The organism is Komagataeibacter oboediens, from assembly GCF_003207815.1.
GTDB lineage: Bacteria > Pseudomonadota > Alphaproteobacteria > Acetobacterales > Acetobacteraceae > Komagataeibacter > Komagataeibacter oboediens.
This window is the reverse complement of sequence record NZ_NKTX01000001.1, coordinates 342,349-366,489: the sequence shown is the minus strand read 5'-3', so window position 1 is coordinate 366,489 and position 24,141 is coordinate 342,349. Positions and strand designations below refer to the sequence as shown.

19 protein-coding genes are annotated in these 24,141 nt (G+C 65.1%); 6 read left to right on the top strand and 13 right to left on the bottom strand.

Features of this window, described 5'->3' with window-relative positions; translation table 11 throughout:
- Nucleotides 1–125 precede the first annotated feature (125 nt).
- The 4 genes from CFR80_RS01595 to CFR80_RS01580 form a co-directional block, all read right to left on the bottom strand.
- On the bottom strand, nt 126–1,508 hold the full coding sequence (locus tag CFR80_RS01595) for an amidohydrolase family protein (RefSeq protein WP_232275694.1): 1,383 nt from the start codon (nt 1,506–1,508) through the stop codon (nt 126–128).
- A 37-nt stretch (nt 1,509–1,545) separates the two neighbouring features.
- Entirely contained in the window at nt 1,546–3,042 is a 1,497-nt protein-coding gene (locus CFR80_RS01590) for a Ppx/GppA family phosphatase (RefSeq protein WP_042658843.1), read from the bottom strand.
- Nucleotides 3,043–3,087: 45 nt separating this feature from the next.
- A complete protein-coding gene (locus CFR80_RS01585; protein ID WP_010514336.1) occupies nt 3,088–5,358 on the bottom strand; it encodes an RNA degradosome polyphosphate kinase in 2,271 nt (756 codons plus the stop codon).
- Between the two features lie 90 nt (nt 5,359–5,448).
- Complete coding sequence (locus CFR80_RS01580) at nt 5,449–6,219, bottom strand: HdaA/DnaA family protein (RefSeq protein WP_010514335.1); 771 nt, start codon at nt 6,217–6,219, stop codon at nt 5,449–5,451.
- Nucleotides 6,220–6,353: 134 nt separating this feature from the next.
- Between CFR80_RS01580 and purM the strand changes: the two genes are divergently transcribed.
- Both purM and purN read left to right on the top strand, forming a co-directional pair.
- Nucleotides 6,354–7,454, top strand: a complete 1,101-nt coding sequence (purM, locus tag CFR80_RS01575; protein WP_010514333.1) for a phosphoribosylformylglycinamidine cyclo-ligase — start codon at nt 6,354–6,356, stop codon at nt 7,452–7,454.
- A gap of 59 nt (nt 7,455–7,513) precedes the next feature.
- On the top strand, nt 7,514–8,086 hold the full coding sequence (gene purN / locus CFR80_RS01570) for a phosphoribosylglycinamide formyltransferase (protein ID WP_232275698.1): 573 nt from the start codon (nt 7,514–7,516) through the stop codon (nt 8,084–8,086).
- A 223-nt stretch (nt 8,087–8,309) separates the two neighbouring features.
- On the opposite strand, the gene ndk is transcribed toward purN, so the two are convergent.
- The gene (gene ndk, locus CFR80_RS01565; RefSeq protein WP_010514331.1) at nt 8,310–8,732 is read right to left on the bottom strand and encodes a nucleoside-diphosphate kinase; all 423 of its coding nucleotides are present in this window, start codon (nt 8,730–8,732) and stop codon (nt 8,310–8,312) included.
- Between the two features lie 160 nt (nt 8,733–8,892).
- On the opposite strand from ndk, the gene CFR80_RS01560 reads away from it, so the two are divergent.
- A complete protein-coding gene (locus CFR80_RS01560; protein ID WP_010514330.1) occupies nt 8,893–10,779 on the top strand; it encodes an ABC-F family ATP-binding cassette domain-containing protein in 1,887 nt (628 codons plus the stop codon).
- 108 nt (nt 10,780–10,887) lie between these two features.
- Here CFR80_RS01560 and CFR80_RS01555 read toward each other — a convergent pair whose 3' ends face one another.
- Nucleotides 10,888–12,102, bottom strand: coding sequence for an MFS transporter (locus CFR80_RS01555; RefSeq protein WP_373636444.1), 1,215 nt, complete (start codon nt 12,100–12,102; stop codon nt 10,888–10,890).
- A gap of 216 nt (nt 12,103–12,318) precedes the next feature.
- Between CFR80_RS01555 and CFR80_RS01550 the strand changes: the two genes are divergently transcribed.
- Nucleotides 12,319–13,455: an AI-2E family transporter gene (locus CFR80_RS01550; protein ID WP_010514328.1), complete on the top strand. Its 1,137-nt coding sequence runs from the start codon at nt 12,319–12,321 to the stop codon at nt 13,453–13,455.
- A gap of 64 nt (nt 13,456–13,519) precedes the next feature.
- Here CFR80_RS01550 and CFR80_RS01545 read toward each other — a convergent pair whose 3' ends face one another.
- The 4 genes from CFR80_RS01545 to CFR80_RS01530 are packed head-to-tail and all read right to left on the bottom strand — an operon-like array spanning nt 13,520 to nt 17,672.
- Nucleotides 13,520–14,104, bottom strand: coding sequence for an HAD family hydrolase (locus tag CFR80_RS01545; protein ID WP_010514327.1), 585 nt, complete (start codon nt 14,102–14,104; stop codon nt 13,520–13,522).
- A complete protein-coding gene (locus tag CFR80_RS01540) occupies nt 14,101–14,589 on the bottom strand; it encodes a hypothetical protein (RefSeq protein WP_010514326.1) in 489 nt (162 codons plus the stop codon). The genes CFR80_RS01545 and CFR80_RS01540 overlap by 4 nt, the downstream gene beginning before the upstream one ends.
- A gap of 15 nt (nt 14,590–14,604) precedes the next feature.
- On the bottom strand, nt 14,605–15,741 hold the full coding sequence (locus CFR80_RS01535) for a DegT/DnrJ/EryC1/StrS family aminotransferase (protein ID WP_010514325.1): 1,137 nt from the start codon (nt 15,739–15,741) through the stop codon (nt 14,605–14,607).
- Nucleotides 15,738–17,672, bottom strand: coding sequence for a polysaccharide biosynthesis protein (locus tag CFR80_RS01530; RefSeq protein ID WP_110507041.1), 1,935 nt, complete (start codon nt 17,670–17,672; stop codon nt 15,738–15,740). The genes CFR80_RS01535 and CFR80_RS01530 overlap by 4 nt, the downstream gene beginning before the upstream one ends.
- A 103-nt stretch (nt 17,673–17,775) precedes the next feature.
- Between CFR80_RS01530 and CFR80_RS01525 the strand changes: the two genes are divergently transcribed.
- The gene (locus tag CFR80_RS01525) at nt 17,776–18,810 is read left to right on the top strand and encodes a glycosyltransferase family 4 protein (protein ID WP_232275692.1); all 1,035 of its coding nucleotides are present in this window, start codon (nt 17,776–17,778) and stop codon (nt 18,808–18,810) included.
- 65 nt (nt 18,811–18,875) lie between these two features.
- Here CFR80_RS01525 and CFR80_RS01520 read toward each other — a convergent pair whose 3' ends face one another.
- The 3 genes from CFR80_RS01520 to CFR80_RS01510 form a co-directional block, all read right to left on the bottom strand.
- Nucleotides 18,876–19,331: a hypothetical protein gene (locus CFR80_RS01520; protein ID WP_010514322.1), complete on the bottom strand. Its 456-nt coding sequence runs from the start codon at nt 19,329–19,331 to the stop codon at nt 18,876–18,878.
- A 50-nt stretch (nt 19,332–19,381) separates the two neighbouring features.
- Complete coding sequence (locus tag CFR80_RS01515; protein WP_010514321.1) at nt 19,382–19,798, bottom strand: MarR family winged helix-turn-helix transcriptional regulator; 417 nt, start codon at nt 19,796–19,798, stop codon at nt 19,382–19,384.
- Nucleotides 19,799–19,958: 160 nt separating this feature from the next.
- Nucleotides 19,959–21,398, bottom strand: coding sequence for a leucyl aminopeptidase family protein (locus CFR80_RS01510; RefSeq protein ID WP_010514320.1), 1,440 nt, complete (start codon nt 21,396–21,398; stop codon nt 19,959–19,961).
- Between the two features lie 130 nt (nt 21,399–21,528).
- Between CFR80_RS01510 and CFR80_RS01505 the strand changes: the two genes are divergently transcribed.
- Entirely contained in the window at nt 21,529–24,141 is a 2,613-nt protein-coding gene (locus tag CFR80_RS01505; protein ID WP_110507056.1) for a helicase-related protein, read from the top strand.

The following is a 24,141-nucleotide window of genomic DNA, read 5'->3' as shown; positions in this document are numbered from 1 at the left end:
ATGGCCACATGACTGCCTCACCCCCCTCAAGGCAGACAGCCGGAACAGCCTTTTGTTTTGATATACGTAATATATGGAACCTGATCGCGCCTTGTCACCCCGGCAAAACAAGAAAGGTCGTGATCCTATGGTTCCCCGTCACGCGTGGACAGGTGCGCCGCCCTGCGCATCCGTGCCGACAGCGCGGGACGGAACGCCGGGCATGGCACATACGACCCGCGCCACGCGGCGGCGTACGGCCTGTTGTCCTTCCACACCGTCACCCCGCCGCGAATGACCTGCACCGCACGCCCCCCCAGCGTGATCCCCGCATACAGGGCGGACGGGGCAGCGGGGCACGTTTCTTCCGCCCCGCCGTCCCACAGGACGATATCCGCATCCGCGCCCGGCATGATCGCCCCCTTGCGAGGGTAAATATTGAAGGCGCGCGCCGCCGCCTGTGACGTGACGGCCACGAATTCCTCCGCCGTCAGCACGCCCGCCTGCACGCCATGCCGCCAGACCACGCGCATGCGCTGCGCAAGGCCGTCCACCAGCCCGTCGTCCCCCATGCCCGCCGCACGGAACCCGCTGGCGACCATGCCGATGTTGCCCGATGCCACAGCCCCCCACAGCGCACGCCGATGGGCCACGTCACGAAAGGGCGGCAGGGTCAGATACGGGTCGGGTTCGCCTGCCCTATCCCCTTCGGGATCATAGACCGCTTCATCCACGACCAGATGCGGGGCCAGCACATGCCCCTCCACCCGCTGCCCGCGCAGGCGCGCGCGCGCAAGGCCCTCCGTGGCCCCGGTGGTGGAAACCGGCCCCACATGCACTGGCGCACCCACGAGGCCCGCCAGCATGATGGCACGGTCCACCGCTTCGGCCTCGACCTGCGGGGGGGCCGACAGCAGGCAGGCTTCCCCGCCGGTAATGCCCGCCTGATCCAGTTCCGCACGCAGATAGGCCACGGCCTGCGCGTTCTGGGCGGCAATCCGGCACAACGCCCCGCAATCCGTGGCATGGCGGGACAGTTTCAGGATGGCGCGGTCAGACAGCCCGGCCGCCATGGACAGATGAAAGGTGTTCACGCCCCTGTCCATCACCAGCGCGTCCATGCCATCCAGCACGGCTTCGCCCGCATCCGGCAGCGCCATATGCAGCCCGACATCGACATGCGACCGGCGTGCCGCATGCCGCCACGCCCGCCACGCCGCATCCAGCCCGTCATTCCCGGGGCACATGGTGTCGAGTATGGTGGTCGTACCACCGGACAGGGCGTCCATCGTGCAGGCGAATCCCGCCTCATCCGCGCCGATGGCGGTATGCGCGTCCACCCCGCCGGGCATAACCAGCAGGCCACCGGCATCCACCACCGCGCACCCGGCGGGAATATCCAGATCGGGACCGACGGCCAGGATCCCGTCCGCGCCGCCACACAGCACATCCACCCGCAGGCTGGCCTGCCCCGTCACCACCATGCCGCCACGGATCAGCAGCAGGTCGCGCCCATGTCCATGCCGCATGCCCATATCGCCCTGTATTCAGTTCCTGCCGGTCAGATCAGTGATCGCGGATCCTGACCGTCATATCCAGCGCAGTGCCCAGCCGTTCCAGCCTGCGGCGCACGCTTTCGCCCTGCACCACATCGCGCCCCGGCGCGAAATGCAGCGACAGGACGCCGTCCATACAGTCCAGCCGCGTGCCATCCAGCAGCGCCTCGGTCCCGCCACTGACGGTATAGGCCAGCCGCAATGCCTGCCCCAGCGCCACGGCACGGCCAAACTGTACCTGATCCAGCAGCTGCCGCGACGGCTGCAGATACGCCACCGACAGATCCGCGCCATACCGGACCGCAAGCGTCAGTGACAGGAACGCACGCGCCTGATGGGTAAAGCCCACCCCCTGCATGCGCAGGATACGCAGATAGGTCTGTTCCGCGCGGTACTCGGGGTGATCATGCGCGCCCACGTCCGACAGCCAGCATGCAACGCTGCGCAGGCGGGTTGCGACCTGACCTTCATCCGGGAAAAGGGGCGCGGTCCATTCCGCCAGACGTTCGGGCAGGGTCATGCTGCGTCCCAGCATGCTGCACATTTCACGCGCGACGGCATCCTGCGGGTCATTTCCCGACACGCTGGCGGCGACGTTGCGCATGTACCAGCCTTCGCGCAGGCCATCGACACAGAACACCAGCCCCGTTGAATGCGTACGCCGCATGAGCCTGCGCAGCACCGTCGCGGCGTAAGGCGCATCCTCCAGCCGCTTGCGCGGCACGCCGGGCAGGCGTTCGAGCGAACGCTTGCCCGCACCAATGATCCAGTCCGCCATTTCCCGCGTAACATCGGGCGTGAGGCTGTACAGATGCACGATATTCAGTGGGTAGGCCGTCCGGGCGATCTGCATGCGTGCCAGCGCGCGAAACGCCCCGCCCACCAGGTACAGGTCCTGGCCATGCACGTCATCCAGCCACCCAACCCTGGCCAGATCCTCGTCCACCAGCGCGCGGGCGCGGGCCAGATCGCCATCGGCACGGTCATTCAGCCTGATCACACCCAGCGGCAGCGTGCAGGCATTGAGCTTGCGCCCGTTTTCCAGCCGGATCAGTTCCAGCGACCCGCCGCCAATATCGGCCACCAGCCCGTTGGCGTCCGGTATGCCGCACAGGACGCCGGTGGCGGAATAATCGGCTTCCTCCTCCCCGCTCAGGATACGGATCGGAACGCCGGGCAGCCGGGATTTCAGCCCCGCCACGAATTCCGGCCCGTTGCTGGCGTCACGCACGGCGGCGGTGGCCAGGACCTCGAACGGACTGGCCTCCATCCCGCGCGCGATGGCGTTGAAACGGGCCATGACCTCCATCGCCAGGGGTACGGCTTCCTCATTCAGGCGTCCCGTCGCATTCAGGCCCCGCCCCAGTCGCAGGACCACCTTTTCATTGAAAATGGGAGCCGGATTGCGCGAAATCCCGTCAAACACCACAAGGCGGACGGAATTCGATCCCAGATCTATGACCGCCGAGCGGCGAAACCCGCCATCCACCGTCACATCCGGCCCCATATGTCGCCAGCCCACCATGCCATGACCGCACCCATACCGTAATCCCTAGTCCTCAATCGTCTGTTCCGCATGCCATGGCTGGGACGCGCTGACCCGGATCGGGGCATCGCCCACCGTGGCCCGTCCTGCATGGACCGGATGTTCCATGAAATATTCATGGGATGAAAAGGGTCGACGCCCCGGCTCCAGCCGACGCCATACACCGTTCCGCTGTAGAATCCACGACTGCAGGTTGTCCTTGAGGTCGATCATCATGATCTGCTCAAGCACGCGGGCATGGACCTGCGGGTCCAGCATGGGCACCATGCTTTCCACCCGCCAGTCCATGTTGCGCTGCATCCAGTCCGCCGAGGAAATATACAGCTTCGCCTGCCGGCTGGGCAGCCGGTGCCCGTCGCCAAAGGCGTAGATGCGGGCATGTTCCAGAAAACGCCCGACAATCGACTTGACCTTGATATTGTCCGACAGCCCCGGAACACCGGGGCGCAGGCAGCAGATCCCCCGCACCACGGCCGTGATCTTCACCCCGGCGCATGACGCGGCGTACAGCCGGTCGATCAGGTCGGGATCAACCAGTGAGTTCATCTTGAGCCAGATCTGCCCCGGACGGCCTGCCTGCACATGGGCGATTTCCCCCGCGATCAGTTCCTCGATCGTGCGGCGGATGGTCACGGGCGAAAATGCGATCGCCTCCATCCGCGCGGGCACGGCGTAGCCGGTCATGTAATTGAACAGCCGCGCCGAGTCCCGCGCCAGTTCGGGATTGCAGGTGAAAAACGACAGGTCGGTATAGATCCGCGCCGTGATCGGGTGATAATTGCCGGTGCCGAAATGGGCGTAGGAGCGCAACGCCCCCCCCTCGCGCCGCACGACAAGGCTGAGCTTGGCATGCGTCTTGAGGTCGGAAAAGCCAAAGACCACCTGCACCCCCGCCCCTTCCAGCGCGCGGGCAAGGCGGATGTTGGCTTCCTCATCAAAGCGCGCACGCAGTTCCACCATGGCGGTCACGGCCTTGCCAGCTTCCGCCGCCTCGATCAGGGCCTTGACGATGGGGCTGTCGCGCGATGTGCGGTAAAGCGTCTGCTTGATCGCGACCACGGCGGGATCGATGGCGGCCTGACGCAGGAACTGCACCACCACGTCAAAGCTTTCAAAGGGGTGATGCACGATCATGTCGCGCGCGCGGATGGCAGCGAAGCAGTCGCCCCCGCAATCGACAATCCGTTCGGGAAAACGTGGGGTATAGGGGGCGAACAGCAGGTCGGGCCGGTCATCGACAATCAGCTGCTTGAGGTCGACCACGCCGATCAGCCCGGACTGCACGAACACTTCATCCGGTGGCGGGGCCAGCCCCTCGGCCATGGACCGGGCCAGGTCCTCGGGCATGCGGGCCTCGATGTCCAGATGGATCACCACGCCCCGCCTGCGGCGTTTCAGCGCGCTTTCATACGACCGGACCAGATCCTCGGCCTCGTCCTCGAATTCCACGTCCGTATCGCGCACCACGCGCATCACCCCCCAGTCCCCTGCCACAAGACCGGGGAACAGGCGGTCGATGCACATGACAATCAGCCGTTCCAGCAGGATGAAACGCGTCACCCCCGGTGGCGACAGGGCAGCCGGCAGGCGGATGAAGCGTTCGATCCGCGCGGGCAGCAGGATCAGCGCCTCCATCACGAACTGGCCTGTTTCGGCATTCATCAGCCGCAATGCCTGCGCAATACCCATGTTGGGAATGAAGGGCAGCGGATGGGCCGGGTCGATGGCCAGCGGGGTCAGGACGGGAAAGACCCGTTCCATGAAACAGGTTTCCAGCCATGCCTGCTCCTCTGGCGTGAAGGAGATTTCATCGCGCACGACAATGCCCGCCTCCTCCAGCTCGCGCTGCAGGTCGCGCCAGATGCGCTGCTGTTCCTGCAGCAGGCGCCCGGTACGCTCGCGCACGGCGGACAGCTGCTGCTGTGGCGTCAGCCCGTCGGGGGATGTCTTGACCAGCCCCTCGCGCACCTGCCCCACCAGCCCGGCCACGCGCACGGAATAGAACTCGTCAAGGTTGCTGGCGCTGATCGACAGGAAGCGCACGCGTTCAAGCAGCGGATTGCGTGGGTTGTCGGCTTCGTCCACCACGCGCTGGTTGAAATCGAGCCATGACAGTTCACGGTTGATGAAGCGCGCGGGCGATGTGGCGTCGGGTACGGGTTCCATCGGCGCACGTACCGCAACCTGCCGCCCGGTCGCGGCCGGCTTGCGGCTGCGCGCGCGCGGACGCGGCTTGCGCGGGGTATCTTCCGGGGCTTTGCGTGGCGATGTAGCCAATGGATTCGGTCTCCCGTTCGGGGGTGGTGTTCTTTGTTGCATATGACCCTAGGCCAGCGACACGCCTGTTGGCCAGAGCAACCGTATGGTTCAGTCCCCGGGCACGCTGGCGGCGGCCGATATCGTGTCCACCAGCATGTCCGCCAACGCGCGTGCGGCAAGGCCGCGGGTAATGGGCCGCCCGCAGGCAAGGGCGGCATGATCCAGCCGGTCCACCGCGTCCTGCATCGCCCGCGCAGTCCGTGGCAGGCGCCGCAGAAGCCATTCCACAACCGGCTGCGATACGACAATCTGCCGTTCCGCCAGCAGGCGCAGCAGCAGCACGCGCAGCAGCCCGTCGCCCGGCTGCCGTATGGCCACCGCCATGGTCGCGCGCAGCCTGCTGGCCAGGTCAGGCAGGGCCACGGGCCAGCGCGCCGGTGGTGTCCGCCCGCCCAGAAGCAGGGCAATCCGCTGTTCACGCGCGGTATTGAGCAGGTGCAGCAGCGCGCGTTCATCCCTGCATTCATCGGCCCGGTCCACCGCCATGGCCATGACCGGAGCCCCCGTGGCGCGCGCGGCGAACAGGGCGGTGACATGTGCAAGGGACAGGCTGCCGCCATGCAGCAGCACCGCATCATGCACACGCGCCCATATTTCCAGCATATGGGTCTTGCCCGTGCCGGCCGCCCCCCACAGTGCCAGCCTGCGCTCGGGCCATGGCGTGGGACCAAGAACCCAGCTGCGCGCAGCCGCGTTGGAAGCGGAAAAGACAAAGTCCCCCACTGCAAAACGTGGCGTGTGGGCAAACGGCAACACCAGTTGCCCGATCACCCCCGCAACCGCGTTTTCATCCGTTTTCAGCTTCGTGCCTTCAACCACCGCTTTGTGCGTTGCCCCGCCTTGACGTAAAGAAGGCCGGAAGTCCGTTCGACCCCGGTCCCATACGACGGTTTTCATAGCCCGCGTGCGGGAGTCCGGGAAAGTGATAGTTTGATTACGAAAAAGGCCCCCGCATGACGTCCGCCCCCTGCCCGCCCAATGCTTCATCCGATACAGCGCCTGGCGCCACCTACCGCGATGCCGGGGTGGACATTGCCGCCGGTGACGCGCTTGTCGAAGTCATCAAGCCCGCCGCCAAGGCAACGGACCGTCCCGGCACCATGGGGGGCCTGGGCGGTTTCGGCGCGCTGTTTGACCTGAAGGCGGCCGGTTTTTCCGATCCCATCCTGGTGTCCTGCACCGATGGCGTGGGCACCAAGCTCATGATCGCCATTGAAAGCGGCCTGCATGAGACGGTGGGCATCGACCTTGTCGCCATGTGCGTCAACGACCTGGTGGTGCAGGGCGCAACACCGCTGTTCTTCCTGGATTATTTCGCGACCGGCAAACTGTCGATCGAGGACGCGGCCAAGGTCGTGCGTGGCATCGCCAGAGGCTGTGCCGACTCCGGCTGCGCGCTGGTGGGGGGGGAGACCGCGGAAATGCCGGGCATGTACGCGCCCGGCCATTATGACCTTGCCGGTTTCTCGGTCGGGGCGGCGGAACGCACGGCGCTGCTGCCGGGTGATATCCGGCCCGGCGATACGCTGATCGCCCTGCCCTCCGCCGGCGTGCATTCCAATGGATTCTCGCTGGTACGCGACATCGTCAGGCGCAGCGGACTGGCATGGGACGCACCGTGCCCCTTCGCCGATGGCCAGACACTGGCGCAGGCGCTGATGACGCCCACCACGCTGTATGTCCGCCCGGTGCTGGACCTGCACCACGCGGGCCTTCTGGTGGGGGCGGCCCACATTACGGGCGGCGGCCTGCCGGGCAACCTGCCGCGCGTACTGCCAGAGGGCGTGCGGGCGGTGGTGGATGGCACGGCATGGCCGATCCCGCCGGTCTTCCCGTGGCTGGCCAGCATCGGCAATGTCACGACCGAAGAAATGCTGCGCGTCTTCAACTGCGGCGTGGGCATGGTGCTGGTGGTGCGCGACAGCGACGCCGCCATGGCACGCCTGACCGCACGCGGGCAGCAGGCTTTTGTCATCGGCACGATCACGCAGGGCGACAGCCCCGACAGCCCGGCCACGCTGAGCTTTGACGAACTGCCCGAACTGCGTGACTGAACCGGCCTGTGACCTATAAAACACCCATCGCGATCCTGATCAGCGGGCGCGGCAGCAACATGCGCGCGCTGATCGATTCGTGCGCCCGCCCCGATTACCCCGCCCGCATCGCCCTTGTGCTGAGCAACAACCCCGATGCGCCGGGCCTGGAGGTGGCGCGCGCGGCGGGCCTTGCCACACAGGCCATCGACCATCGCGACTACCGCCGGGACCGCGCAGCGCACGAACGCGCACTGGACGCGGCACTGCACGCGGCGGGCGTGGAATATGTCTGCCTTGCGGGCTACATGCGCCTGCTGACCCCGTTCCTGACCACCGCATGGGCGGGGCGGATGCTGAACATCCACCCCAGTCTGCTGCCGGCCTTCCCCGGGCTGCATACGCATGAACGCGCGCTGGAAAGTGGCGCGCGCATCCATGGCTGCACCGTCCACTGGGTGACGGAGGGGATGGATGAAGGCCCGATCATCGGGCAGGCGGCGGTGCCCGTTCTGGCCGATGATACACCCGATGTGCTGGGCGCGCGCGTACTGCAGCAGGAGCACCGCCTGTATCCCGCCGCGCTGCGGCGCGTGCTGGTTCCAGATGCAGCGCCCGCCGCCACCGCGGCGGACTGCCTGCTATCGGTCTGATCGTTGATAGACAAAAACAAACGTTTTCAGGTGCTGCCCTCTTCAAAGGGCAGCGTCTTCTGAAGCTTTTTGAAAAAAGCTTCACCAAAAACTTCTTTGATGTTCTGCGCGATGGCGCAAAGGCTGCCTTTCTGAACAGCCTCCAGACATGAAAAAAGCCGGCCCGAGGGCCGGCTTTTCCATTAGCGGGGACGAAAGCCCCCGCCACCATGACCCATAGGGATCAGGGCAGGATTTCCGTGCCGGCGAAGAAGAAGGAAATTTCGTTCTTCGCGTTTTCAAGGCTGTCGGAACCGTGGACGGAGTTTGCTTCGATGCTTTCGGCAAACTGCGCACGGATGGTGTGGGCTTCGGCCTTCTTCGGGTCGGTGGCACCCATCACTTCGCGGTTCTTCAGGACAGCGTTCTCACCTTCGAGAACCTGCACCACGACCGGGCCAGAGATCATGAAGGACACCAGATCGTTGTAGAACGGGCGTTCCTTGTGCACTTCATAGAATGCGCCAGCGGTCGCCTTCGTCAGCTGGATGCGCTTCTGTGCGACGATGCGCAGGCCGTTGCCTTCGAACACGGCATTGATCTTGCCGGTCAGGTTGCGGCGGGTCGCATCGGGCTTGATGATCGAGAGGGTACGTTCGACTGCCATGGGACAGCTCCTTTCAAACGGGTTCTGAAATATACGAGGCGGCATTGGACATAAGCCGACATCACCTTACAAGCGCCATCTAGAGCATATCGCCGCAGACTGGTAGGTACAACCCGCACGAAACCAGCCATGTCCCCCATATTGCCGGAGTTTTCCGCCCGTGAGCCTGCTCGTCATATCCGACCTGACCCTGCGCATCGCAGGACGCACCCTGCTTGATGGTGCCAGCCTGAGCATTGATCCGGGGCGCAAGATCGGCCTGGTCGGCCGCAACGGGGCAGGCAAATCAACCCTTCTGGCCGCAATCGCGGGGGATATCGCGCCCGATGGCGGCACGATCCACATGTCGTCGCGCGCGCGCATGGCGCGGATCAGGCAGGAAGCGCCCACGGGCTATGGCTCGCTGCTGGATACGGTGCTGGCGGGCGATACCGAACGGACGGAGCTGCTGCGCGAATCCGAAACCACGACCGATCCCGCCCGCATTGCCGACATTCATGAACGCCTGCTGGCGATTGATGCCCACAGCGCACCGGCGCGGGCGGCGGCCATCCTGTCCGGGCTGGGGTTCGATGCGCAGGCGCAGACACGCCCGGTATCGGACTTTTCGGGCGGGTGGCGCATGCGCGTCGCCCTTGCCACCGCGCTGTTCCTCAACCCCGACCTGCTGTTGCTGGATGAGCCGACCAACCACCTCGATCTTGAGGCCACGATCTGGCTGGAAAACTGGCTGGCGCGCTTTTCGGGCGCGGCCCTGATCGTCAGTCACGACCGGGGGCTGCTGGACCGCGCGGTTGACGCCATCGCCCATCTGGACCGCGGCAAGCTGACGCTGACGCCGGGCGGGTATGAGGAATTCGTGCGCGTCCGCACCGAACAGGCCCTGCAGCAGGCCCGCATGGCCGAACGCATCAATGCCAAGCGCGCGCACATGCAGTCCTTCGTGGACCGTTTCCGCGCCAAGGCCACCAAGGCCAAGCAGGCGCAGGCCCGCATCAAGGCGCTGGAAAAACTGCCGCAGATCGACAGCGTGGTGGAGGATACGCCCAGCCACTTTTCCTTTCCCGAACCCTCCCCCCTGCCGCCGCCCATGCTGACCATGGAACGGGTTTCGGCCGGGTATGGCGACCACACCATCCTGTCCAACCTGTCGCTGCGCATCGACATGGAAGACCGGATCGCCCTGCTGGGTGCGAACGGCAACGGCAAATCCACCTTCGCCAAGCTGGTGGCGGGACGGCTGGAACCGCAATCGGGCACAATGCAGCACAGTCCGAAGCTGAAGGTCGGCTATTTCGCCCAGCATCAGGCCGAGGAACTGCGCCCCGACGAAACCCCGGTGGACCACATGGCCCGCGCCCTGCCCGACGCCACGCCGCCCGCCGTGCGCGCGCAGCTTGCCCGCTTCGGGCTGGACGCGGAACGTGCGGAAACACCCACGCGCGACCTGTCCGGGGGCGAAAAGGCCCGCCTGCTGCTGGCACTGGCCACGCGCGATGCGCCGCACCTGCTGATTCTGGATGAACCGACCAACCATCTTGACCTTGACGCACGCGATGCGCTGATCCGCGCATTGGCGGAATTCGAAGGTGCGGTCCTGCTGATCAGCCATGACCCGCATCTGGTTGAACTGGTGGCCGACCGGCTGTGGCTGGTGGGCGATGGCACCGTGCGTCCGTTTGACGGCGACATGGCGGAATACCGCACGTGGCTGACCGAACGCGCGCGCGCGGTATCGAACAACGACCCCGCCCGCCCTGCCGCCGCCCCGAAACGCGACGACCGCCGCGAACGCGCCGAAGCCCGCAAGGCCACGGCCCCGCTGCGCAAGCGCATCCGTGACGCGGAACAGCTGATGGCCCGACTGGTGGCCGAACGCGCGAAGCTGGAAGCCCGTCTGGCCGACCCGAAGCTGTATGAAAGCGGCAGGGCCGATGAAGTCACCGCGCTGAACACCCGTCTGGCCGCCATCGCGCGCGAACATGACCGCGCGGAAGAAGACTGGCTGGAAGCAGAAACGGAACTGGAAGCCGCCAGCGCGGAATAAACACCGGCCCACACGGCATGGAGGCGTTCTGGACGCCGCCTTTTTCAAGGAGGCGATGTCCGGAACCTTTTATGCCCCATTCATCAATTGCCTGAGTTGAGATAATTCCTAAACTAGGTCAGGTACAGAACGCGCGCTGCCACGCCGCGCCAGCAGCCCGGTCAGGAAAACCGCCAGTCCCGCCGCCGACAGCCCGGCGCCCGCCCAGCCCACGTCCTGCGCGCCGTAGCCCGCTGCGATCACCATCCCGCCCAGCCACGCGCCAAATGCATTGGCCACATTGACAGCGGAATGGTTCAGCGCCGCCACCAGCCCCTGCGCATCCCCGGCCACGTCCATAAGCCGTGTCTGCAGCGCGGGCAGCAGGGCGATGATGCCCCCCATCAGGCTGGTCACGATCAGCACCGGCACCATGCTGTGTGCGCACAGGGAAAACAGGCACAGCATGACCGTGCTGGCCACCAGCGTCACCACCACCGCAAGGACGGGGCTGATATCCACCAGCCGCGCGCCCGCCATGTTGCCCGCCACCATGCCCACACCCCACAGCGACTGCGACAGCGGCACGACATAGGCAGGCACCCCGGTCACGCCCAGCAGCACCGTTGACAGGTATGTACCGACGCAGAACATGCCGCCAAAACCGATTGCCCCGGTCGCCAGCGTGAACCAGACCTGTGGCCGGCGCAGCGCCCCCATTTCGCGTAACAGTGACCCCTGCAGGTCGGGCGTCATGGCGGGCACCGTGCGCGCGATCATGACAAGGGCCAGAAGCTCCATGCCCGTGATGAACCCGTAAACCGCGCGCCAGCCCAACATCTGTCCCGCCCATGTCACCAGCGGCACCCCCACCACATGGGCGACCGTCAGCCCCACGAACACGCCAGCCACCGCCCGTCCCCGCCGCGCGGGATCGGCCATGTCCGCCGCGACCAGTGCCGCCACACCGTAGAAGGCCCCATGCGGCAGCCCGGTCAGGAACCGTATGACCAGCAGCGCGCCATAGCCCGGCGCCAGCGCCGATGCCGCATTGCCCACGACAAACATCGCCTGCAGCGCCAGCAGCAGCCTGCGCCGTGACAGGCGCGCGCCGACAAGGGCGACAAGCGGGGCACCAATCACCACGCCCATGGCATAGGAACTGATGACATGCCCCGCCACCGGCACCGAGATGCCCAGCGAACGGGCGACACCGGGCAGCATCGCCATCAATGCGAACTCCCCCGTGCCTATGGCAAAGGTTGCAACAGCCAGTGCCCACCCTGCCGCCCCGAGGCGCGCGGGCATGGCCGGACGCGAAGATGAAATATCCGGAGTGCTCACATGTCTGCCCTTTTCCGACAGGAAATATTGGCTTACGCCTTAACCGGTCACGCAGGGATACGCCCGCCTGTATCCCACGCGCCCTGACCCGCCGTCAGTTAGCGGAATTTTAGGCCAGCGCAATCCATACCCCTCCGGGGACGTTAACCCGGCTGTGGCCGTGCTGGCGTTCACATTCCATGCAGCCCGTTTCATGCCCACCATACGGACATATAGATGACAGCCTCCCCCCCGTCGGCATCTACCGACGCTACAAACGGCCACGCGCCGGATTCCGGTTCTTCCCCGAAAAAAGACGACACACCCGACCCGCGCGCGCAACAGCTTGCGCGCATCTATGCCCTGCTGCGGCTGACGCTGGTCATTACCATCGTGGTCATGCTGATCTGGGTGGTGGGCGATGTGCTGATGGTCATTTTCGCGGCAACCCTTGTCGCCGTGATCCTGCACAACCTTGCCGGGCTGCTGGAACGCCGCACGCACATGCCCTACTGGCTGTCCCTTACGGCGGTGGTCGTGGTCATAATCGGCGCGCTGACCGGACTGATCTGGAGCAGCGGCCCCGAAATATCGGAACAGGCCCTGAAACTGCGCACCGCGCTGAGTGAGCAGGCCCACAACCTGCGCGACAGCATGGGCCATTCCTCCACCGGGCGGATGATCCTCGACAACCTGCCCACCACGCTGGGCGGGAACGAACAGGCAGCCAGCAGCGGCGGATTCGGATCGCTGGCGGGGTCGATGACGGGGTTCGTCTCCTCCGCGTTCGGGGCGGCCGGCACGCTGGCGGTCATCCTGATCGCGGGGCTGTATTTCGCCATCTCGCCCGAACTGTATGTCAACGGCATGCTGCGGCTGATCCCGCATGAATACCGCCACACATCGCGTGAACTGCTGCTGACGGCGGGCCGTACCCTGTGGGCATGGACGGCGGGGCAGGCGCTGGACATGACCGTTGTGGGGCTGCTGTCCTTCATCGGGCTATGGTGCATTGGCGTGCCGCTGGCGCTGGCGCTGGGGGTTGTGGCGGGCATGGCCAACTTCATTCCCTATATCGGCGCCTTTGTCGGCGCGGTGCCAGCCGTGCTGATCGGCCTGTCGCAGGGCACACGCGAAGGGTTCATGGTGCTGGGACTGTATGCCGCCATCCAGTTTTTCGAAGGGAACGTCATGGCGCCGCTGATCCAGCGCCACGCGGTGCAGATGCCGCCCGGGCTGACCATCCTGTCCCAGACGATCTTTGGCACCATCCTTGGCATTCCGGGGCTTATCCTGGCCTCGCCACTTACGGCGGCCCTGCTGGCGACCGCGGATCGCGCGACCCCGAAGCTGAAGGACGACGAACGGGTATGAACGCAAAACGGGGGCGGGAGATCATGCTCCCGCCCCCGTCTGCCATTCATCCGCACGCCGTGCCTCAGGGCAGCAGCGTATTCACGTCCACATGCGTCATGCCCGCGCGGGTGGCCGCCAGCATTCCCTCCCGGCTGTCCTCGAACACGAGGCAGGATGCAGGCGCAAGGTCCAGCCTGCCCGCCGCCAGCAGGAACATGTCCGGCGCGGGTTTCGGATTTGTCACGTCATCTATGGTGATGATGACGTCAAACAGCCGTTCCAGCCCAAGATGACGCAGACAGGCGGAGACAATCTGCCGTGACCCGTTGGACGCCACCGCCATGGGCAGGCGTCCATGGTACGCGCGGGCAATGTCCGCCACCACGGTAATTTCCCGCAGCACATGCAGCTTGCGCAGCATGCTTTCGCGCGCCTGCGAAATAATGCCGTCGCGGTCCACGCGCTGGCCCAGTCGCGCCTCGACAATATCCAGCACCATATGCTCGGACATCCCGCCATGGCCATGGAACCATTCAGGCGGCACGGCCTGCCTTATGGCGTCCTCAAGGGCCGCCATCCAGCCTTCGCGGTAGAGGGGCAGGCTATCGACCAGCGTGCCGTCGCAGTCAAAGATCAGGCCAGCCGTATCCGCGCGCACCAGGGTCATGGGAAAGCGGACCGGGGATAATCGTACTGGTTGACCAGATCACGCAGGGCGTTGAAATCCTTGTCCTTGAAATGATGGAAGCGGATGACCGCGCCGGGGCGTTCTTCCACAAACACGGTGTTGTTCCAGTCTGCAGCGCTGATCCCGGTCCACAACGTAATGCGGTAGGGCTGCGTCGCATCGCCCGCGGGCTGGTCGCCCTTGTGTTCGACCTGCATTTCCAGAACTGCGTCCCCGCTGGACGGCGGGGTCTGGCCCAGCGGGCCCCAGCCTGCGGTATGGGCCTGCAGCCAGTCATTGAGCGTATGGACCTGCGTTGCCGTCAGCGTGCGTTCCTTGCGCATGGGGCCGACGGCAATGGTGCCGGCTTCCATGGTGGGAAAGCTGAGGGGCCGGAAATTGGGCAGGGCGATCAGCCACAACCCCGCTGCCGTACCGATCGTGATGACAAGGAACCCGATCAGTAGGGCTGTCTCGCGTCTCATTTGCGTATGATCTCCTTATGCACGCACGGCCGCGATGACCCGGCCCACGTCATGATCCGACAGTTCCGCATGCAGCGGCAGCGCCATGATCCGGCGCGACAGGTCTTCCGCCACCGGCAGCGCTACACCATCATGTGCGGCGGCATAGGCAGGCTGCTTGTGCAGCGGAAGGGGATAATAGATGGCCGACGCCACGCCATGGCTTTTCAGCTTGTGCTGCAGGGCTGCGCGGTCGTCCTTCCCCTTCGTCAGGACGGAATAGATCGCCCACGAAGCGTGGCTGTCCGGCACGCGCGCCGGCGGGATCACGTGGCCCGCAATACCCGCGTCATACGCGTCGGCAATGGCGCGCCTGCGCCCCAGTTCCATGTCGAACACATCCAGCTTGGCCAGCAGGATCGCGGCCTGGATGGTGTCCAGGCGCGCATTCATGCCGGTGCGCAGGACTTCATACCGGGTCTTGCCTTCCCCATGCGTGCGCAGCGACCGGTACAGTTCGGCCCGCCTGGGGTCATCCGTCAGGATGCCACCCGCATCGCCATAGGCGCCAAGCGGCTTGGAAGGAAAAAAGGACAGCGTGGTCGCAACGGCCTCACGTCCCAGCCTGCGGCCCGACAGCGTCGCGCCAAAAGCCTGCGCACAGTCCGCCATCAGGAACAGCTTTTCCTCCTCCGCAATCGCGCGCAGTTCGGACCACGGGGCCGGCTGGCCAAACAGGTCAACGCCAATGACCGCACGCGGCTTCAGCCTGCCTGCCTTGCGGACATCGGCAATGCGGCGGCGCAGGCTGGCAGGATCGATCTGGAAGGTTGCGGGGTCCACATCCACGAAAACCGGGGTCGCCCCCAGCACCAGCGGTACCTCCGCCGTGGCAGTATAGGTGAAGGCGGGCAGGAATACGGCGTCGCCCGCGCCGATTCCCTCGGCCATCAGCACAATCTGGATGGCGTCCGTCCCGGACGAGACGCCAACACACTGCGCAGCGCCACTGTAGCTGGCCAGCCGCCCCTCGAGTTCGGTGACTTCAGGCCCCATGACAAAGCGGCAGTGTTTCATGACCGCATCGACACGCTGCCTGATCTCATCTGCAATCAGGGTCTGCTGCTGGGGCAGGTTCAGAAAACCTATGGGTGCGTCCGCCGGAGCGTTCATGATGCATTCCTTTCCACATCGATCTGCCCCGCTGTGTCCGGAGTGGCCACGCCATGCGGGTTATGGGCAAATTCGGGGACAAGCCTGCGGACAAGCGCCAGCGCGCGTGCGCCATCACCATCCCGGCATGCCAGAGTAAGTGCATCCATGATATTGGCGACCTGCGCAAGGTCCACAGTACGCGGCGTTGCCATCCGCAGGCCGGGACAGTCGGTGGGCTGGAGGATTTCCTGCTTGTAAAACAGATCTTCAGCCAGCTTTTCCCCCGGTCGCAGCCCGGTAAAACGGATCTGCACGTCACGATCGGGCCGCAGTCCGGCCAGGACGATCATCTGCCGCGCCAGATCGACGATGCGCACCGGCGTGCCCATGTCCAGCACGAACACCCCGCCACTGCGCAAAAGCGCGGCCATGCCATCCGCCCGCGCGCCCACCCCGCGCGCGCTGGCCTGCAGCACCAGCCCCACTGCTTCGGATACCGTCATGAAATACCGCGTCATGCGCGGGTCCGTCACCGTCAGCGGACCGCCGCACTCCAGCTGGTGGCGAAACAGGGGAATGACCGACCCCGTCGACCCCATGACATTGCCAAACCGCACCGTCACGCACCGCATGGCGCTGCTGTCACGACTGTTGCGCGCATCCACATCCAGCGCCTGACAGTACATTTCCGCAATGCGCTTGGATGCGCCCATGACACTGGCGGGATTGACCGCCTTGTCCGTTGAAACCAGAACCATGGCCGTCACCCCGTGCCGGGCCGCGGTATCGGCCACGATGCGGGTGCCGGTCACGTTGGTCAGCAGCCCTTCGCAGGGGTTTTCCTCCACCATGGGCACGTGCTTCAGCGCGGCTGCATGAAACACCAGTTCGGGACGGAACCGGGCGAAGATACGCTCCATCCGTCCGGCATCGCGTATATCGGCCAGGACAAGATGCCGCGTGACGTCAGGCGCCTTTTCCGCAAGGTCGATATCCACCTGCCATAACGGGAATTCCCCCATGTCCAGCAGGATAAGCTGATCGGGACCGTGGCCTGCGATCTGGCGGGCCAGTTCGCTGCCGATCGATCCCCCAGCCCCCGTAATCAGCACGCACCGCCCCCGCAGCATGTCCGCAATCCCCTGCCCGTCCGGTGCGATGGCCGGGCGGTTAAGCAGGTCGGACAACCTGACCGGATGCAACGGCGCCGTAGCACTTCGTGCGATTTCCGACAGGTCGGGCATGCAGCGGACCTGCGTGCCCGTTGCCTGCGCCATCCGCAGCACGGTGGACAGCCGTTCCCCCCTGAAGCGTGGGTCCGCCACCACCAGCAGCAGGTCGTCTTCCGCGTGGAAGGATGACAGGATGTCCGGCAGGTCCGTGACCTGTCCCAGCACCGGCACGCCGCGCAGCCGCCGGCCGGGACGGCGCTGGCGGCCCTCGACCACCATGCCCACGACCAGCCCGCCCATATCCGGCATCAGGCTGAGGAAGCGGCTGGCATCCTCCCCATCACCCAGCAGAATCACGCGCCGGCGCGCGGTGTCCCGGCCATTGCGGTAATATCGCCACCGCTGGTAGGCCGCCCGCGTGCCCGCCATGATGACGAAAGCCGCCATGGCGTACGCCACGCCAAACGCCACGGCGCCCGGCCCCCACCACGGCGCAAGTCCGCCCATGACAAGGGTTCCCGCCAGCGCGCACGCCCATCCCAGCCGCCAGAAATCGGACCGCCCGGCAAAACGCCAGTGCTGCTGGAATATGCGAAAAGGCCAGCCCGCAATGACAATGGCCGCCATGCCAAGGACAGGCAGGCCCCGCCACGACAATGACGTGTCACCGGGATAACGGCACAATCCCATCGCCACGACCGCGGCCAGCGCGCCCATCAGCGTATCAAGGGCACTGTTGACCGCCAGCGTCCGTATCTTGCGCAGACACTCCGCCATGCTGCCGCCGCCTGAGGATTGCGTAACCATTACCCTCCCCCTATAGCCGAGCAGACGCAGGGCAAGAAGGAGAGATCATGCGTCCCTTCCCGCTTTCATGACGATGACCCATTCATTTTATACCGAAACCGGCCTTTTCGGGCTGTTTCTGGTGGTTGTGGCCGTAATGTCGGCCATCCTGTCGCGCCGGGTCATCGCATTGCGCGTGCTGGATTACCCCACCGGGCGCAGCGCCCATGACACCCCGGTGCCCAAGGGTGGCGGACTTGCGATTCTGATCGTCTTCGTGGTGGGCGTGCCGCTAGGGCAGTTGCTGTTCCACCATCATGCGGATACGACCGACGTGACACTGCTGCTGGCCACGGTATGGCTTGGGCTGTTTTCGTGGCGTGATGACATGCAACCCATGTCACCCACATGGAAACTGGGGGCGCAGATTGCCGCAGCCGTAATGGTGGCATGGGGCGACATGGCGGGCGCTGGCGCCCATACCGTGACGCTGGACGGCATGGGCGTTCGGATCATGTGGTTGGTAGTCCTGTGCAACTGCCTGAATTTCATGGACGGCCTGAACGGACTGGCCAGTGGTTGCACGCTGCTTGCGGCGCTGGTGACGGCGGGGCTGTGCGCAGCCGTGGGCGGCGGGGTGGAAACGTGGGGAACCGCGCTGGTGCTGGCGGCGGCCATCACCGGATTCCTGCCCTTCAACATCCCCCAGGCACGACTGTTCATGGGCGATGTTGGCAGCCAGTGCTGCGGTCTGGTGCTGGGCGCGCTGGGGCTGCGCATGGCGGGCATGGGGCAACTGGCCCATGGGGCGTGGCTTATGCCCCTCATGCTGTCAGGCCTGCTGCTGGATGTCAGCATTACGTTGCTGCGCCGGGCATGCCATCGCCGTCCGCTCATGCAGGCGCATCGGGAACATGTCTACCAGATGGCGCAGCGCAGCGGCATGCGGGCCATGGACGTCACCACCGTGGCATGGGCAGGCACCATATGCGGCGGCATGGGGGCCGTGGCTGTCGGGCTGGGATGGATACCGCCCGTCCCGGCCCTGCTGGGCACGGGCCTGATCCAGTCTGTCTGGATCGCAGCGGTCATACGCCGGGTGAGACGGACGCCCGATCTGTCATGGTAACAACGAAAACAGGGGAAACCGCCCGCTGGCCATTTCCCCTGTTCCCTGTAACCTGACAGCAGATTTTATTTGGTCAGGGTAATCTTCATGCCCTGCGCCGCAGCCGCCAGACGGCCGCCGGAGCTGGACGTATCAAGGCGGATACGGACGCCAGCGGGATTGTTGAGCAGCACCGCGCCCACGCCTGTTCCCGCCGTGACATCGCCATTGACGGCCGCATAGCTGCCTTCGAAATCCTTGACCTTCGTGAGGTTATAAACCTCACCACGGCCACTGATCTTGGCAAAGCCAACGGCCGCCAGCGATCCACCTTCGATCTTGAAGCGGTACGTGTGGTTCCGGAACACCAGCCTGCCGGTGCCCCATGTGTGGCCCACACCCACATCAAGCGACTTGAACTTCATCGTAACCTGTCCGGAAGGCGTGCCCAGCGAGGATTCCGCGGCATGGGCAAGCACCGGTCCGCCCGCAATCGGTGCCATGATCATGGCAAGGGCAACCAGACGTCGTGAGATACGCATGGAACTGAAACCTTCTGTCCGTATCGGCATGAAGTGAACCCTCATGTAACTCAGCCTGCGCGGCGGAGTTCCTCTGTCCGTCGGCCACGTGCGGGCTTGCGGGCGGGGGCTGCCGCCTTTTCCTGTGCCGCGGTCTCGGTCACGATGGCGCACAGGTCGCGCAGGTAGGCGTTCCCCTTGAGCGTGCGCTTGATCAGCACGGAACGGCGATCCATCGGGTCGGGCGTGCGACGGGCAAGGTCAAGCGCCTTCAGCCGGTCCAGCGCGCGGGTGATCGCGGGCTTGGACACGTTCAGGTCGGCGGCGAGGCCACGCACGGTGTGCGAATCGTCGCGGAGGTAGCAGGTCAGGAAAACGGCCAGCTGCCGCGCGGACAGGTCGGGCCCGTCGCGGCGGACCATCGCGACAATGGTGTCGCGCAGGGAATTGATCATCTGATCCGTGTTAGCCTGTGATGACTTGGCCATCGGTGAAAATCCTCTGTCAAAGGTCAGCCTGCAGACCCGTGCGCCTGAATGCGGACTCGGGTAGGCTGGCGTGGTGTGATTTGGTTCTGCCTATATAATTGGCATTTACGGCATATATAAGTCGCACCATGCATTTTAGTTCGCATCCGGCATTGTTTCTTTAGTGATGCATTCTGTCCTCGATATTAAATATTTTTAACATCGCTTCGTAAGTCGCTCTTAAACCAAGACTTTCTCCACCCTCTGGTCGGCCAGGACGCGAAGAATCATTCCATCCGTAGGTATCGATATGAACCCAGCGCACATCAGTTTTGACAAATTTCTCTAGAAAAAGCGCCGCCGTGATCGCGCCAGCCATGGGTTTGGATGAAATATTGTTCATATCCGCAACCGGACTCCCCAGCCATTTGCGATAGCCCGGCCACAACGGCAGGCGCCAAAGCGGATCGCCACAGGCCATGCCGGATGCCACAAACGTCGCCGCCGTTCCGTCATGGTTGCTGAACAGCGCGGGCACATCCGGCCCCAGCGCCACGCGGGCGGCCCCGGTCAGGGTTGCGGCATCCACCAGAAGGTCAGGCTGGCGTTCGCACGCCGCATGCAGCAGGTCACACAGGACCAGCCGGCCTTCGGCGTCGGTATTACCGATTTCCACCGTCAGCCCCGCGCGCGTCTTCACCACGTCGGACGGCCGCATGGCATGTCCCGACACGCTGTTTTCCACACAGCCCAGCCGCAGTTCCAGACGCACCGGCAAATCACGCAGCATGATCAGCCGCGCAAGGGCCAGCATGATGGCGGCGCCCCCCATGTCCTTTTTCATGCGCAGCATGGATGATGGTGGCTTGAGGTCATACCCGCCGGTATCGAAACACACTCCCTTGCCCACCAGCGATACCAGCGGGGCTGTATCGGTCGCCGTGCTGCCGTGCCAGCGGGCCTCCACCACGCAGGGGGCACGGTCCGATCCCTCACCGACATGCATCACGGTGGGAAATTCCTGCGTCAGCCGCGCACCACGGATGACCGAGACATCTGCCCCCAGCGGGGCCAGCGCCTCCTCCGCCGCGCGGGCCAGGTCATCCGGCCCCATAAGGTTGGGCGGCGTATTGATCAGCGAGCGCGCAAGATTCATGCACCGCGCCATGCTGGCGGCCGCCTGTCCCGCAGCGTCCACCACCAGTCGCGCACACGGTGCGGCGGGCGCGCTGTCACGGCCAAAGGCGGGCATGCGATAGGCCCCGAGGCAGAAACCCAGCGCGACCTCTCCGGCCTGCACATCCACCGGCGCGCGTACCCGCCATGGCCCGGCAGGAAGCGAGTCGGGCAATGCCCCGAATACGAACGGATCTGCACCATCTGCTTCTTCCGCAATGCCCAGCAGGGCCGACGTAATGGCGCCATCCGCACCGGGCAGCAGCAGCACCTGGCCATAACGGGCGGCAAAACCGGCCTGACGGGCGAAACGGGCTGCGGCGTCGCCCACCATCGCATCAAGCCCCTCCAGCATGGAGGGACGGACGACATGCACCGTACCCACGTCCCCATCCTGCACATCATCTGCCGCGACCAGGCAGTCCTGCGTGTCCAACACGTTCATCGCACGTCCCTTCCTGAATATGTTCCTGTTCCCGGCAGGGTGCGTCCCCCATCCGGGCAACGCAACACCCCAGCGCGATCAGCATGTGGTTTTGCTTGCATTTGCCGCCACTTGGCCAGAGCATACGTCCATGACGGGTGTACCCAAGGGCACTGGTGGCCCCTATCGCGCAGCGGCCGGACACGGTTCCGGCCCCCATTCCGATATGCTGGTGCGGGCCGTGCTCGGCCCGACCAATACCGGCAAGACCCATCTGGCCATAGAAAGGCTGCTTTCACATTCCAGCGGCATCATCGGTTTCCCCCTGCGGCTGCTGGCGCGGGAAAACTATGACCGGATGGTTGCGAAAAAGGGCGAGCATGCCGTCGCCCTGATCACGGGCGAGGAAAAGATCATCCCGCCAAAGGCACGCTGGTTTTCCTGCACGGTAGAGGCCATGCCGCTGGACCGCCGCGTGGAATTCGTGGCGGTGGATGAAATACAGCTCTGCGCCGACCCTGATCGTGGCCATATCTTTACCGACCGCCTGCTGCATGCCCGTGGCCTGTCGGAAACCATGTTTCTGGGCGCGGACACCATCCGCCACCTGATCCGCCGTCTGGTACCGGGGATCGAGATCGAACATCGTCCCCGCCTGTCGCAACTGACGCATGCGGGGGCATGCAAGCTGACGCGCCTGCCGCCGCGTTCGGCCATTGTCGCCTTTTCCGCCGGCGAAGTTTACGCCATTGCCGAACTGCTGCGCCGCAGGCGCGGGGGCTGCGCCATTGTCATGGGCCAGCTTTCGCCACGCACCCGCAACGCGCAGGTGGCGCTGTACCAGGAAAAGGAAGTCGATTACCTGGTCGCGACCGATGCGATCGGCATGGGGCTGAACATGGACGTAAACCATGTGACCTTTGCCAGCCTGTCCAAATTCGACGGCACGCGCATCCGCCCGCTGACGGCAGGGGAAATCGCGCAGGTGGCGGGACGGGCGGGGCGGGGATTGCGGGACGGCACGTTCGGCACCACCGGCACCTGTCCGCCGCTGTCCGAGGAAGTGGCTGAAGCGGTGGAGGAACACCGTTTCGACCCGCTGACCCGTCTGGCATGGCGCAACAGCGATCTGGATTTCTCCTCGCCTGACCTGTTGCTATCCAGCCTCAACCGTCCTTCCCCCCGTCCCGAACTGGTCGCGGGGCATGAGGCGAGTGACATGCTGGCCCTGTCCGCGCTTGCAGCCAGTTCCGACATCCGCCCGCTGGTGCATTCGCGCGCCGCCACGCGCATGCTGTGGGAAAGCTGTCAGATCCCTGATTTCCGCAAGCTGGGCGATGACAGTCATATCCGTCTGTGTGGCCGGATCTTTACGCACCTGATCCGAGACGGGCGCATTCCGTCGGCATGGATGGATAGCCAGATCACCCATTTTTTCCAGACGGCGGGCACCATAGATTCGCTTATGCAGCGTCTGGCGGGAATCCGCGTGTGCAGCTACATCGCAGCCCGGCCCGGCTGGATCGCCAATCCCGAACACTGGCAGGCCCGCACGCGGGAAGCCGAGGACCGGCTATCTGACGTACTGCATGAACAGCTGACCGCCCGCTTTGTTGATCGTCGCGCCACCACCCTTATCCGCAGGCTGGATGAAGGTGGGCATGACAACCTGCTATCCGCCGTAACGGCGCAGGGCAATGTCGTGGTGGAAGGGCATGAGGTCGGTCGCATTGCCGGGCTGGACCTGATCGCGGGCGAACATACCGATGCGGAAGACGGACGCCTGCTGATGCGCGCGGCACGGCGTGCGGTCCGCAGCGAAATCCCCCGCCGCGTCGCGCTTCTGGTGCGCGATGATGACCAGCAGTTCGCGTTTTCCTCCGATGGGTCTCATATCCTCTGGCAGGACATGCCCATTGCGCGGATGCTGCCGGGCAGTGACATACTGTCCCCCCGCCCACAGGTTCTGGATAACCCGCTGCTGGATAATGCCCAGCGCGAGCGCATCCGCAACCGCCTGCAGGCATGGCTGGAACAGGTCGTGCGCGAACACCTTGCACCCCTGTTTGCCGTGCAGGCCGCAGTCGCCAGCACGCCCGAGCTGCGCGGTCTCATCCACCGGCTGATGGAAGGGGCCGGAATCGCCCCGCTGCATCGTGGCGAGCGGCCGGGACATGACATGATCCAGCGGCTACGGCGGCTGGGCGTGCGGGTCGGGCACTACAGCATCTTCATGCCCGCGATCCTGAAGGAACGCCCCATGCGACTGCGGGCGTGGCTGGTGGCGATCAGCCTGAACATCCCCTGTCCATCCCTGCCCGCCATGGGCCGCATTACATTACTGCCCGATGCGCTGCCGCCCATCTTCATGGACCGGATGGGCTGGCTGGATGCCGGGCCGGTGCGGATCAGGCTGGATATCGCGGAGAAATTCATCCTTGAACTGGCCCGCATGACGCGCCGCGCGCCCGTGCCGCTGCCCCTTCACCTGGCATCCCGACTGGGCATCCGTCGGGAAATGCTGCCTGCGGTAATGAAGGGACTGAATATGCGCGTGCACCATCCACGCCCCATGGCGGCCAACCACTACGGACCGCCTGCCCCCCTCATGATCCGCTTCCTGCCCGAAGGCGAAAAGGGCGGAAAGGCAAAAGCCGCACATGCTACCCCCCCGAAGGCCGGCAGGCGACCGGCAGCGACGCTGCGTCCCCGGCGGGCCGACAGTCCTTTTGCCGCCCTTGCAACCCTGCTCAACCGTCGTTGA

Coding starts and splice junctions, on each gene's coding strand:
- CFR80_RS01510 (WP_010514320.1), bottom strand. CDS start 21,398: ATGAACGTGTTGGACACGCAGGACTGCCTGGTCGCGGCAGATGATGTG.
- CFR80_RS01535 (WP_010514325.1), bottom strand. CDS start 15,741: ATGAACGCTCCGGCGGACGCACCCATAGGTTTTCTGAACCTGCCCCAG.
- CFR80_RS01550 (WP_010514328.1), top strand. CDS start 12,319: ATGACAGCCTCCCCCCCGTCGGCATCTACCGACGCTACAAACGGCCAC.
- CFR80_RS01505 (WP_110507056.1), top strand. CDS start 21,529: ATGACGGGTGTACCCAAGGGCACTGGTGGCCCCTATCGCGCAGCGGCC.
- ndk (WP_010514331.1), bottom strand. CDS start 8,732: ATGGCAGTCGAACGTACCCTCTCGATCATCAAGCCCGATGCGACCCGC.
- CFR80_RS01595 (WP_232275694.1), bottom strand. CDS start 1,508: ATGCGGCATGGACATGGGCGCGACCTGCTGCTGATCCGTGGCGGCATG.
- purN (WP_232275698.1), top strand. CDS start 7,514: ATGCGCGCGCTGATCGATTCGTGCGCCCGCCCCGATTACCCCGCCCGC.
- CFR80_RS01520 (WP_010514322.1), bottom strand. CDS start 19,331: ATGCGTATCTCACGACGTCTGGTTGCCCTTGCCATGATCATGGCACCG.
- CFR80_RS01545 (WP_010514327.1), bottom strand. CDS start 14,104: ATGACCCTGGTGCGCGCGGATACGGCTGGCCTGATCTTTGACTGCGAC.
- CFR80_RS01530 (WP_110507041.1), bottom strand. CDS start 17,672: ATGGCGGAGTGTCTGCGCAAGATACGGACGCTGGCGGTCAACAGTGCC.
- CFR80_RS01590 (WP_042658843.1), bottom strand. CDS start 3,042: ATGGGGCCGGATGTGACGGTGGATGGCGGGTTTCGCCGCTCGGCGGTC.
- CFR80_RS01540 (WP_010514326.1), bottom strand. CDS start 14,589: ATGAGACGCGAGACAGCCCTACTGATCGGGTTCCTTGTCATCACGATC.
- CFR80_RS01515 (WP_010514321.1), bottom strand. CDS start 19,798: ATGGCCAAGTCATCACAGGCTAACACGGATCAGATGATCAATTCCCTG.
- CFR80_RS01525 (WP_232275692.1), top strand. CDS start 17,776: ATGACCCATTCATTTTATACCGAAACCGGCCTTTTCGGGCTGTTTCTG.
- purM (WP_010514333.1), top strand. CDS start 6,354: ATGACGTCCGCCCCCTGCCCGCCCAATGCTTCATCCGATACAGCGCCT.